The sequence below is a fragment of the Actinokineospora diospyrosa genome, from assembly GCF_024171925.1.
Taxonomy (GTDB): domain Bacteria; phylum Actinomycetota; class Actinomycetes; order Mycobacteriales; family Pseudonocardiaceae; genus Actinokineospora; species Actinokineospora diospyrosa.
Genome location: NZ_JAMTCO010000004.1, coordinates 106,909 through 118,612 on the forward strand (window position 1 = coordinate 106,909; position 11,704 = coordinate 118,612).

An 11,704-nucleotide genomic window follows, 5' to 3' on the forward strand; every position below is an offset into this window, starting at 1 on the left:
TCAACCGCGCTCCAACCGGGCGATGGCCGCGAGCAGGATGTCGCAGGCGGTGTCGAGGACCTCGGGGGTGACGTTGAGCGGCGGCAGCAGCCGCACCACCCGGTCGTCGCGGCCGCCGAGTTCGAGGATGAGGCCGTGGCGCAGCACGTCGGAGCGCACGGTGGCGGCCAGCTCCGACGCCGGGGTGCCGTCGGGGGCGTCGGTCAGCTCCACGCCCCACATCAGGCCGAGGCCGCGGACCTCGCGCACCAGCGGGTGGGCGGCGAGCACGGCGAGCCGGTCGGCGACCTGCTCACCGCGGGCGACGACGTTGCCGAGCACGTTGTCGCGGCGCACGATCCGCACCGCCTCGGTGCCCGCGGCGAAGGCGAGCTGGTTGCCGCGGAAGGTACCGGTGTGCGCGCCGGGGCTCCAGACGTCGAGCCGCTCGTCGTAGAGGATCACCGCGACCGGGGAACCGACCCCGCTGAGCGCCTTGGAGGCGACGACGACGTCGGGGGTGATGCCGTAGCGCTCGAAGGCGAACCAGGTGCCGGTGCGGCCGCAGCCGGTCTGCACCTCGTCGACGATGAGCGGGATGTCGAGCTCGGCGGTGACCGCGCGGACCCGGCGGACGAACTCCGGGCGGGCCGGGATGACCCCGCCCTCGCCCTGCACCAGCTCCATGATCACCGCGGCAGGCTTGGGCAGGCCGCCGTTGGGGTCGCGCAGGGAGCGCTCGAAGTAGGTGGCGCAGTTGGTCTCGCAGGAGTCCGGGCGCAACCCGAGCGGGCAGCTGCCGCAGGAGGAGTACGGGAAGAAGTGCACCCCGGGCATGCCGTTGGCGACCGGCTGCTTCTGCGACACCAGGCCGGTGACGGCCATCGCGGCGTGGCTGGCGCCGTGGAAGCCGCCCTGGAAGGACACGATGTCGCCGCGGCCGGTGGCCGTCTTGCACAGCTTGATCGCGGCGTCGACGGCGTTGGCGCCGGTCGGCCCGCAGAAGTGGATGCGGGTGCGCTCGCGCATCGCCGGGGGCAGCATGGAGAGCTGGGCCTCGACGAAGGCGTCCTTGGCAGGCGTGGGGAAGTCGAGCGCGTGGGTGAGCGAGCCGAGTTGCTCGACCATGGCCCGCACCAGTTCGGGGTGGTTGTGCCCGAGGGAGAGCACCCCGGCCCCGGCGAGGAAGTCGATGAACACGTTGCCGTCGACGTCGCGCACGAAGCTGCCCTCGCCGCGCTCGATGGCGATCGGCAGCCCCCTGGGGTAGCTGCGCGCGTTGGACTCGGTGCGCGCTTGGCGGGCCAGGTAGGCCGCCGAAACGGGCCCGGGTAGGGCGCCCTCGACGCGCGGCTGGGTCATCTGGGCGATCAGATCGGTCATCGGCTCACTCCCGGGTTGTTCTCTGCAGGGTGGCGGGAAACAGTCGGGACGGTGCTGGGGGCCGGACCGGTGGGTCCGGCGAGTTCGGTCGCGGGGTTGCCGCGCCACCGCGAGGCGGTGTCGGTCTCGCTGCCCTTCATCAGGAAGGCGTCGGCGTCGAGGACGGTGTGCTCGGCCATCCGCACGCCGTAGTGGGCGAAGGCGGCGACGCCGAGCGTGCTGCCCGCGCCGAGGGTGATGTGGTCGGACTTGAAAGTGGCGTCCTCCAGCGAGTGCCCCTGGACGACGCTGCCGGGGTTGAGCACGGTGTCGGCGCCGACGGTCACCAGGGTCTTCTCGGGGAAGGCGCACCCGTCGTCGAAGACCCGGGGGCCCATCCGCACGCCGAGCAGCCGCCAGATGAGCACCTTGAACGGGGTTCCGTTGAACAGGGCCAGGTAGCGGCCCGCGCTGAGCTTCCAGAACCGCTCGTGGCGCCAGAACGCCGGGTCGTAGATGGAGCAGAACCGGGGCTTGAGGCGCCCGAAGCCCAGCACGGCGCGCTCCACGAAGATGCCGAAGGCGACCACGAACAGGTAGGTCGCGAGCAGGCCGAGCGCGGTGGCCGCGGTGCCCAGGCGCGGGTACAGGGTCGAGGCGATCATGTTGAGCACGACCACCGCCCACAGGTCGACGCAGCGGACCAGGGCGAACAGGGCGATGGTGGCGAGGTTGTGCCGGTTCTTGGCGGCGAGGCGCGCGCGGAAGGTGTCGCCGGTCTTGAGGTGGTCGAACGAGGTGTCGCGCCGGACCGTGCGCGGGATCTCGAACGCGGGTGAGCCGAGCAGGCCGGTGTCGGCGCGGACCGGCCCGTCGGTGGGGACCATGACCTTGGTGGCGAGCAGGACGTTGTCGCCGGTGCGGCCCCCGGGCGGGTAGACAATGGAGTTGCCGAGGAAGTTGCGCGGTCCGATCGCGGTGCGCCGGACCCGGAACGCTGTGCCGGAGTAGTCGGCGTTGACCAGGGAGAGGCCGTCGGAGACCATCGTGCCGGAGCCGACCGCGCTGAGCAGTGGCGAGTCCTGCTTGAGTTCGACGCCGAAGTTGGAGCCGGTTTGCTCGACGCGGCCGAGGTCGTACCCGATCCAGCGCAGGTAGTGGACGATGTAAGAGCTGTCGCCGAACAGGTAGAGGTTCCTGCGCGAGTTGGTCAGCCGCGTGATGGTGCGCTGCAAGGAGTACTTGAACCCGTAGAGCGGGTAAACCTTGTCGGGCTTGAGCGGCAGGCTCAACAGCCGGGGAACGGTGATCACCACGATGAGTCCCATGATGACACCACCGACATAGAGCGTTGACGCCGCCGCCAGTTGGATCGCGTAGAAGGCGATATCGCCGGGATTCGTCGGGACAAGGCCGACAAAGGCGTCGGAGAGCAGGTCGCCGACGAGCATCACGATGGGGAGCGACCACACGACCATCGTGAACAGCTGCAGGAAGCTGTAACCGAAGCGGCGCCACGTGGTGACGTCGGCGGTGATGTCCGCGCGGAAGGACGAGGGCGCGGGGCGGGCGGGTGACCCGTGCCAGCTCTCCCCCGCCGGGACGGCCGCGCCCGGGTGCAGGCAGGACGCGTGGCCGAGTTGGGCGTCGTCGCCGAGGGTGGTGTCGATGTCGAGGACGCCCGCCTCGCCGAGGTAGGCGCCCGCGCCGACGGTGACCCTGCCGGTGGTGATCACGCCCGCTCGGGCCCGGTAGCCGTTGAGCCAGGTGTCTTTGCGGATGACCGCGCCGTCGCCGATGGTCAGCAGGTCCGTGCACACGGGGATGTTCTGGGTCAGCACGATCGCGCCCTTGCCGACCTTCGCACCCATCGCCCGCAGGTACAGCACGACCAGCGGTGAGCCGGCGAACAGGCGGATCGGGTTGAACCGCAGCAGTGCGCGCACCACCCAGAAGCGGAAGTAGGTCAACCCCCAGATCCGGAACGAGCGGGGTTTCCAGCGGCCGACCAGCACCCATTTGAGCAGGACCGGTGCGGTGCAAGCGATGCCGAACGCGGTCGCGCTGAAGGTCACCGCGCGCAGGTACATGCCGAGCGAGTCGATACCCGCGAGGACCCAGGCGATGCCGACGTCGAGCACCAGCGCCGCGAAGTAGATGTAGGACAGCAGGAACAACGCTTGTGCTGCCCCGCAAAGCAGGTAGCGCCAACCGCGGATCGGATCGACTGTGCTCTCTACGACTTCGTGGCGAGTCTTGTCCGTGCTGGGCGCGGTAGGGAGAACGGCGGCGAGGTCGCGAACCGTGGGGTGTTGGTAAACCTGCTGCATCGTCAGCGTCGGCAGGTCTTCGCGTTGCCGGACCCGGGCGCAGAAGCGGGACATCAGCAGGGAGTCCACCGCCAGGTCGGTGAAGAAGTGCTCGTCCGAGGAGACCCGCGGTACGCCTAACACCGCGGCCAGTTCCTCGGCCAGCGCGGCCTCGACGGGGGTCTCGGGGGCGAGGTAGTCCCGGGTGCCGGTGCGGCGGGAACCGCTGGGCGCGGGGAGGTTCTTGCGGTCGGCCTTGTTGCTGGGCGTCATCGGGATCGCGTCGAGGCGTTCGAGGTAGGCCGGGACCATGTACCCGGGCAGGTGCTCGCGTAAGTGGGCGCGCAGGTCGTCTTGGTCGCAGTCGTCGCGGGCGGTGTAGTAGCCGACGAGCTCGGTGGTGGCGGGGTCCGGCCGGTGGGTGTCCACGACGGCCGCGATGACGCCGGGCGCGGTGAGCAGCACGGACTCGATCTCGGTCAGCTCGATGCGGTAGCCGCGCACCTTGACCTGGGTGTCGATGCGGCCCAGGTACTGGATGTGGCCCTCGTCGTCGAAGCGGCCGAGGTCGCCGGTGCGGTAGATGCGGCCGGAGGGGTTGTTGTCGATGCCGAGGAAGTCGTCGATGAACGCCCGGCCGGTGAGGTCGTCGCGGTTGAGGTAGCCGCGGGCCAGGCCGATGCCCGCGATGCCGATCTCGCCGGTGGCGCCGCGCGGCAGGGCTGTGCGCCGGTCGGGGTCGAGGATGACCACCGAGTAGGTGGGCAGCGGGACGCCGATGGTGACCGGGCGGTCCGGGGCGACGGTGGTCCAGGTGGCGGTGACGGTGGCCTCGGTGGGGCCGTAGACGTTGAGGAAGCGGCGGTCCGCGCGGTGCCAGCGGGCGATGAGGTCCTGCGGGCACGCCTCGCCGGACACCAGCAGGAACCGCAGGCCGGGTAAGTCCTGCTCCAGGGTGGCCAGCAGGGTCGGCACGCAGCACAGCGCGGTGATCGCGCGCTCGGCGAGGAACTCGGCGAGCTCGTGGCCGACCAGGGCGGCACCGGTGGGGCGCGGCACCAGGGTCGCGCCGACCACCCAGGGGACCCAGATCTCCTCGACGGAGAAGTCGAAGGCGATGGTCATGCCCTGGTAGACCCGGTCGTCGGGGCGGATCCCGTAGACCTCGCCCGCGACCCGGACGAAGTTGCAGATGCTGGCGTGCTCCACCGCGACGCCCTTGGGCCTACCGGTGGAGCCGGAGGTGTAGATGATGTAGCAGAGGTCGTCGGTCGGGCCGCTGAGTTCGTCGTCGCGCAGCGGGGCCGGGTCGAGGACGTCGATCGCGTCGGCGGCGGTGTCGACGCTGAGCACGGCGGTCTCGCTCTGGCCGAGCACGGGCAGCAGGTGCTGCTGGGTGAGCACGAGCGCGACGTCGGCGTCGGCGACGATGTAGCCGACGCGGTCGGCGGGGAACCCCGGGTCGAGCGGGACGTAGGCGGCGTGCACCTTGAGCACGGCCAGCATGGCGACGTAGGAGCGCCACGCCTGGTCGAACAGCAGCCCGACCCGGTCACCGGAACCCACGCCCCGGCTGAGCAGGTACCTGGCGAGCCGGTTGGCCCGGTCGTCGAGTTCGGCGTAGGTCAGGACGAGCTCGCCGGTGTCCACGGCGGCCCGCTCGCTGCGGTCGAGCAGGTGCTGCAGGCGTTCCCCCCGGCGCCACCGCGCGTCGTGCGTGCAGCCCGCCCCCACCAGGACCCCGGTGTCGTCGACGAGCGCCCCGGCGACGGACTCCGGTGCGGCCATAATCGAATTCCTTTCACCTCGCGGCGGGCAGGCGGAATTCGCCCGACCACCAGCCGGTATTCACATCAATTCACAGATGTCGCAGATCGGGCGACACGAGAAACATAGCTGTTGCTAAGTAACCACATGTAGACCCTTCGGGGTGCAGGAATTCACAAAGGGTTACCCGAAAGGACCAGTGTTCCCACATTTCGCACCCTGGGAATGGAACCCGACAAACGTCTTGAACATGGAGCGAACCCGCTCATAACGCGAGCCTATAGATTCACACGATTGCCCGGAACGCGCTGTGAATACCGCCGTCTGAGCTGGTCCGAACGCCGCAATGAGATGGACCGGGCGCGGTACGCGAGCCCGCGAGATGCGAATGCGCGATAACACCGATCCATAACAACGCGCCGGTAGCCCGCAATTCAACAGCACCCGGGCGCGGCCGAACTCCATGATTACAACCTGTGCGCACTATCCGGTATACCCCTGACCGGACTGTGCAGACCGGACATTCCGCCATACGGTGCGTTCAACCGCCGCCAATGGCGTGAAAAACCCCACCGGTCACGACCGGTGGGGTTGGTGGGAACGGTGGGGCCAACCGCGCGGGTGGCTACTGCTGATATCCCTCGACCTCGTCGGGCGGGCGCACACCCGCCCGGTCCGGGTCAGCACCGGCGTCGCGGCGGGCCCGGCGCTGGCGCAGCAGGTCCCAGCACTGGTCCAGGGCCACCTCGAGCTCGGCGAGCCGCGCCCGTTCCCGCTCGGGTGCCAGGTCGCCGCGCTGGGCCGACTCGCGCAGGCGGTGCTCCTCGTCGACCAGCGCGCCGACCCTGGCCAGGATCTCGGTGTCGTCCATGCCACCAGCCTGGCAGGCCCGCGGCCGGGCGGCACGCCACCCGGTACCGGGCGGGCGACTAGCGGCTCGACTCAGGGCGTTGGCCGTGTATGGGCGGGTCGAGACACGGTCGACGTTCTGGGTCGCACCACTAGTAGTTGTCGCCGCCGAAGAACATCTCCTCGATCTGGTCCGCGGTGCCCGCGAGCAGTTCCAGCGGGTCGGTGAACTCGTGGATGTCGAGGTCCTTCAGCGGCAGCGAGTGCCGCAGCACCACGTGGTCGCCCATGATGGCCGCGCCGCAGGCGATGGAGGACTGGCCGATCTCGGTCAGCAGCGCCCTGAGGTCGACCTTGTCCGCGGTGCCGACCGGGGAGGCGATCTGCACCCACTCGTGCTTGGCGTCGAGCACCTCCCTGGCCACGATCACGACCTGGGTGCGCTCGTCGTCCTCGTCGAACTCCTCGAAGTTGAACAGGATGCGGATCTCGTCGTCGGAGCTGGAGATGACCTCGTACTCCTCGCGCACGTACTGGACCAGCTCGCGCCATGTCGCCATGCCCACAGGGTAGCGGCTCGGCTACGCACGGCCCGAAGGCGTGACGCGCGCCGCCCCGTGGGGTGAACGCGGCCGAATCCGGTCCGGACCGGACCGCCCGCTGATCTGCTGACCCGGTCGATCAGGCACTCGACGAACCTGGAGGAAACAGATGACCCGCAACTCCCGCCGTCCGCTGACCCTGGTGGTCGCGCTGGTGCTGGCACTGGTGTCAACCGCGGCGTTGTCGGCGCCAGCCGTCGCCGCGGCACCGTTCGAGGTGTGCAATGAGGACGCCGCCGCCCTCGACCCCGGCTGACGGTCCTCGTCGACAACGCGACCGGGGACGACGTGTACCTCAGGTGCGGCGCGCACGAGCGAGGCACGATGTTCGGGATCAGGCACATCATCAACGGACACGCGGGCGTGCGAACGGAATACGCGTGGCGGGCCCTGCAAGCGTGCGTCAAGCGGCTGCTGGCCACCCCCAGCACCTTCAAGCTGGCCACGAACGGGCAGTGGGAGTTCACCGGCAAGGGTGTCAACGGCAAGCTGTGGAAGCTCTTCGTGTGGGACCGGGGCTACGGGGTCCACAAGCAGTGGGGTGTGGCGACGGTGTACATGACCGGTTCCGGCAACGCCAAAACCCCGTGGGACCAGTGCGCGACCCCGCCGAGGTGACCACGCTGATGTGACCACGCCGATGTGACCACCAGGCGCAGGAGCGCGACCGAACGCCGGGCGGGGCACGCGACCCCGCCCGGCCGGTGCTCAGTCGAAGGCGATGGTCGGCAGGTCGACCGCGCTGGACCCGGCGTCCGCGGTGACCACGGCGCCGCTGACGATGGCGGCGTCCTTGGAGGCCAGGAAGGTGATCACCGCGGCAACCTCCTCGGAGGTGGCCGGGCGGCCCAGCGGGACGTTCTCGGTGGCGATGCCGTAAGCGCCGTCGCGGTCGGTTCCCTTGATGGCGGCCAGTTCGTCCATCTGCAGGTCGGCCATCGGGGTGCGCACCCAGCCGGGGCACACCGCGTTGGCGCGCACACCGTGCTTGCCGTAGTCGCGGGCGATCGAGCGGGTCAGGCCGATCAGCGCGTGCTTGGTGGTGACGTACCCGGCGACCGCTGGGCCTGCGAACAGCCCGGCCAGCGAGGACACCAGCACGACCGAGCCGCCGCGGGCGGTCAGCGCGGGCAGCGACTCGCGGATGGTGATGAACGCGGTGGTGAGGTTGACCTCGATGGCCTGCTGCCAACTGGCGTCGTCGGTGTCGAGCGCCGAGCCGAGGCCGTGCCCGCCCGCGTTGGCCACCACGACGTCGAGCCGACCGAAGCGCTCCAGGGTGGCGGCCACGACCGCCTTCATCGACGCGGAGTCCGCGGCGTCGGCGGGCACCACCAGCGCGTCCTCGCCCAACGGGTCGGCGACTTCGCGCAGCGGGGCCTCCCGGCGCCCGGTGAGCACGACCTTGCCGCCCTCGGCGACCACCCGCCGCGCCGTGGCGGCCCCGATACCCGTGCCTGCGCCGGTGATCAGGACCACCGTGTCCGCGAACCTCATCCGCTCGTCCCTCTCGTCGTGATCGTCTGTCCACTGAGCCGTTCGCCGTCCGGACCGAGCAGGCCGAGGACGGCGGCGGCGATGTCGTCGGGCACCAGGTAGTCGGCGCAGTCCGGGGCGACCCCGCCGACCAGGATGCCCAACGGGGCCACGTCGCGCGCGACCGCCGCGGTGAACCCGCGCATGGCGCCGTCGACCGCGCTGTGGTGGGCGAGGTGGCGGCACTCGGCCGCCACGGTCACGATGACACCGCTGCCCTGGCCCTTCATCGCCCGCAACGCCGCCCGGGTGCCGTAGAAGGTCCCGTCCAACCGGGCGGCGAGCGCCGCGTGCCACTGCTCGTCCGTTATGTCCATTGTGGAGCCCGCGGCGGTCGGGCCGCACTCCCCCGAGCCGGTGTTGTTCACCAGCACGTCGAGCCTGCCGAAGTGGTCGACGACCGCGCGCACGGCGCCGTCCACCTGGATCGGGTCCGCGACGTCGGCGCGCACCACCATGCCCCGGCGCAGTCCCCGCGAGGCCAACTCGGCCCCGGTGGAGTCGCCGTCGAGCACGGCCACCGTGGCGCCCTCGGCGTCGAGTCGGCGCGCGATCGCGGCGCCGACACCCGAGCCCGCGCCGGTGACCAGTGCCACCTTCCCGTCCAAGCTGCCCATGGCGGGCACGCTAATTGCCCACCCGCCGGTTTCCGGCACGTCCAAGGTCACTAGTGCGCCGCCGGACAACGAATGTTCGCCCGGCGCCAACCTCGTGACCGGGTCGTGGGACCCGGCCACGGGGCCGCACCGCGGGACTAGGACGTGCCTGCCGAACTCGCCTTACTTGCCGAACTCGCCCTGCTTGCCGAACTCGCCCTACTTCCCGAACTGGGGAGTGTGCAGGTCGCCCACGGCCACGTGGATGGCGCGCACGTCGCTGTAGAAGTCGATGCTGTGCACACCGCCCTCCTGGCCGACGCCGCTGGCCTTGATGCCGCCGAACGGGGTGCGCAGGTCGCGCACGTTGTGCGAGTTGATCCAGACCATGCCCGACTGCACCGCGCGCGCGACCCGGTGCCCGCGCTGCAGGTCCTTGGTCCACACGTAGCCCGCGAGGCCGTACTTGGTGGCGTTGGCCAGCTCGACGGCCTCTTCCTCGGTGTCGAACGGGGTGACGCCGACGACCGGGCCGAAGATCTCCTCCTGGAAGATCCGGGCGTCCGGGCGCACGTCGGCGAACACCGTCGGCTGCAGGAAGTTGCCCTCGGTCAGGTGCGCGGGGCGCTCGCCACCGGCGACCAGGCGGGCCTCGCGCTTGCCGATCTCGACGTACTCCAGCACCCGGGCGTAGTGCTCGGGGTGGATGAGCGCGCCGACCTCGGTGGCCGGGTCGGCTGGCGAGCCGACCTTGACCGCGGCGGCGCGGGCGGCCAGCGCCTCGACGAAGCGGTCGTAGATCTCGCGCTGGACCAGGACCCGGGAGCTGGCGGTGCAGCGCTCGCCGTTGAGGGAGAACACGCCGAACACCGCGGCGTCGACGGCCCGCTCGAAGTCGGCGTCGGCGAAGACCACGCACGGCGACTTGCCGCCGAGCTCCATCGACACCTCCTTGAGGTTCTCCGCCGAGGTGCGCATGATGATCTGCCCGGTGCCGCTCTCGCCGGTGAAGGAGATGCGCGGGACGTCGGGGTGGGCCACCAGCGCGGCGCCTGCCTGCTCGCCGATGCCGTGCACCAGGTTGAACACGCCGTCGGGCACGCCTGCCTCGGCCATGATCTCCGGCAGGAGACTCGCCGACAGCGGCGACCACTCGGCGGGCTTGAGCACCACGGTGCAGCCGGAGGCGAGGCTGGGGGCCAGCTTCCAGGTCTCCAGCATGAACGGGGTGTTCCACGGCGTGATCAGACCCGCGACGCCCGCAGGCTGGCGGATCGCGTAGTTGACCTGCTTGTCGCCGACGATGTAGGCCTCTTCGTGCAGGGCCACGATGACGTCGGCGAAGTAGCGGAAGTTCTCGGCGGCGCGGTGCGCCTGGCCGCGGGCCTGGGTGATCGGCAGGCCGGTGTCGAAGCACTCCAGCTCGGCGAGGCGCTCGGCGCGGACCTCGATGCCGTCGGCGATCTTGTTCAGGACCTTGGCGCGCTCGCGGGCGGACAGCCGCGGCCACGGGCCCTCGGTGAACGCGCGCTTGGCGGCGGCGACGGCCAGGTCGATGTCGGCGGCGTCACCGGCGGCCACCCGGCCGTAGACCTCGTTGGTCACCGGGTCGGCGACCGGGAACGTCGCACCGTCCACACTGGACGCGGGCTTGCCGTCGATGAAGTGCCGCAGGTCGCTGGGCAGGTCGGCGGGGCGGGGAACAGCCTGCTCGGCCATGGGTGCTCCTTTGGTGGGTCAGCTCGGTTCTGGGGTCGGCAGGGCGGTTCAGAGCGAGGGGCGGACGAGCAGGTGCTCGGCCTGGGCGCGCAGCGCGGTGATGCGCTCCAGGCCCTTGGCGGTCGGCTCGATCAGCGGGGCGCGGACGAAGCCGCTCTCGATGAGGCCGAGGTCCTTGAGGATGTGCTTGGCCGGTGCCGGGTTGGTCTCGACGAACAGCAGCTCCACCAGCGGCGCGAGCTGGTAGTGCAGGTCGATGGCGCCGTCGTGGTCACCGGCGACGTAGAGCTCGTACATCCTGGCGACCGCGGCGGGGGCGATGTTGGCCAGCGCGCTGACGAAGCCGATGCCGCCGATGGCCAGCAGCGGCAGGCACAGCAGCTCGATGCCCGACCACATCAGGAAGTCGCGCCCGCACTTGTGCAGCACGTGCGAGAAGTGCTCGAAGTCCTTCGTGGTCTCCTTGATGCCCACGATGTTGTCGTGGGCGCGGCGCAGGGTGGCCACGGTCTCCGGCGCGATGTCCACGGCGGTGCGCGAGGGCACGTTGTAGATCACGATGGGCTGGTCGGGGAACTCCCGGGCCACGGTGCCGTACCAGGCGATCAGGCCCTCCTGGGTGGGGCGGCTGTAGTACGGGGTGATGACCAGCGCGAGGTCGGCGCCGAGCTTGTGCGCGGCCTCGGTGATCTCCAGGGTCTCCTCGAGCTTGGTGGAACCTGTGCCGGGCAGGAACGGAACGCGGTCGTCGATCTCCTCGGCGACCGCCTTCATCGCGGCGATGCGCTCGGCCGCGCTCTGCGCGCTGGGCTCACCGGTGGAGCCGCCGATGGAGATGCCGTGCGAGCCGGAGTCGAGCTGCCAGCGCACGAGCCTGCGCAGGCCCTCGGTGTCCACCGCGCCATCGGCGGTGAACGGGGTGACGACCGGGGCGATCGAGCCCTTGATCAGCGACGGTGTGGCGCGGAACTTCATTGCGTCTCCA

10 protein-coding genes are annotated in these 11,704 nt (G+C 70.5%); 2 read left to right on the top strand and 8 right to left on the bottom strand.

The genetic code is table 11. The annotated features are described in order from the left end of the window. From LV75_RS07630 to LV75_RS07645, 4 genes are all read right to left on the bottom strand, one after another. On the bottom strand, nt 1-1,362 hold the full coding sequence (locus tag LV75_RS07630; protein WP_253886083.1) for a diaminobutyrate--2-oxoglutarate transaminase family protein: 1,362 nt from the start codon (nt 1,360-1,362) through the stop codon (nt 1-3). Beyond that, nucleotides 1,359-5,438, bottom strand: a complete 4,080-nt coding sequence (locus LV75_RS07635; protein WP_253886084.1) for a Pls/PosA family non-ribosomal peptide synthetase — start codon at nt 5,436-5,438, stop codon at nt 1,359-1,361. The genes LV75_RS07630 and LV75_RS07635 overlap by 4 nt, the downstream gene beginning before the upstream one ends. A gap of 604 nt (nt 5,439-6,042) precedes the next feature. Continuing rightward, nucleotides 6,043-6,288 carry a DUF2630 family protein gene (locus LV75_RS07640; protein ID WP_253886085.1) on the bottom strand — a complete coding sequence of 82 codons (246 nt, stop codon included), beginning with the start codon at nt 6,286-6,288 and terminating at the stop codon, nt 6,043-6,045. A gap of 130 nt (nt 6,289-6,418) precedes the next feature. Continuing rightward, nucleotides 6,419-6,826 carry a type III secretion system chaperone family protein gene (locus LV75_RS07645; protein WP_253886086.1) on the bottom strand — a complete coding sequence of 136 codons (408 nt, stop codon included), beginning with the start codon at nt 6,824-6,826 and terminating at the stop codon, nt 6,419-6,421. A 151-nt stretch (nt 6,827-6,977) separates the two neighbouring features. Here LV75_RS07645 and LV75_RS07650 point away from each other — a divergent pair, with 151 nt between their 5' ends. Continuing rightward, nucleotides 6,978-7,124 (top strand): hypothetical protein, encoded by a 147-nt coding sequence (locus LV75_RS07650; protein ID WP_253886087.1) that lies wholly within the window; start codon nt 6,978-6,980, stop codon nt 7,122-7,124. A gap of 68 nt (nt 7,125-7,192) precedes the next feature. Continuing rightward, nucleotides 7,193-7,486: a hypothetical protein gene (locus tag LV75_RS07655; RefSeq protein WP_253886088.1), complete on the top strand. Its 294-nt coding sequence runs from the start codon at nt 7,193-7,195 to the stop codon at nt 7,484-7,486. A gap of 90 nt (nt 7,487-7,576) precedes the next feature. On the opposite strand, the gene LV75_RS07660 is transcribed toward LV75_RS07655, so the two are convergent. The 4 genes from LV75_RS07660 to dapA all read right to left on the bottom strand — a co-directional run bounded on the left by LV75_RS07660 (nt 7,577) and on the right by dapA (nt 11,694). Continuing rightward, nucleotides 7,577-8,365, bottom strand: a complete 789-nt coding sequence (locus tag LV75_RS07660; protein ID WP_253886089.1) for an SDR family NAD(P)-dependent oxidoreductase — start codon at nt 8,363-8,365, stop codon at nt 7,577-7,579. Beyond that, nucleotides 8,362-9,021 (bottom strand): SDR family NAD(P)-dependent oxidoreductase, encoded by a 660-nt coding sequence (locus LV75_RS07665; protein WP_253886090.1) that lies wholly within the window; start codon nt 9,019-9,021, stop codon nt 8,362-8,364. The genes LV75_RS07660 and LV75_RS07665 overlap by 4 nt, the downstream gene beginning before the upstream one ends. A gap of 198 nt (nt 9,022-9,219) precedes the next feature. Next, nucleotides 9,220-10,719, bottom strand: coding sequence for a 5-carboxymethyl-2-hydroxymuconate semialdehyde dehydrogenase (gene hpaE / locus LV75_RS07670; protein WP_253886091.1), 1,500 nt, complete (start codon nt 10,717-10,719; stop codon nt 9,220-9,222). Between the two features lie 48 nt (nt 10,720-10,767). Next, on the bottom strand, nt 10,768-11,694 hold the full coding sequence (gene dapA, locus LV75_RS07675; protein WP_253886092.1) for a 4-hydroxy-tetrahydrodipicolinate synthase: 927 nt from the start codon (nt 11,692-11,694) through the stop codon (nt 10,768-10,770). Between the last annotated feature and the right edge of the window lie 10 nt (nt 11,695-11,704).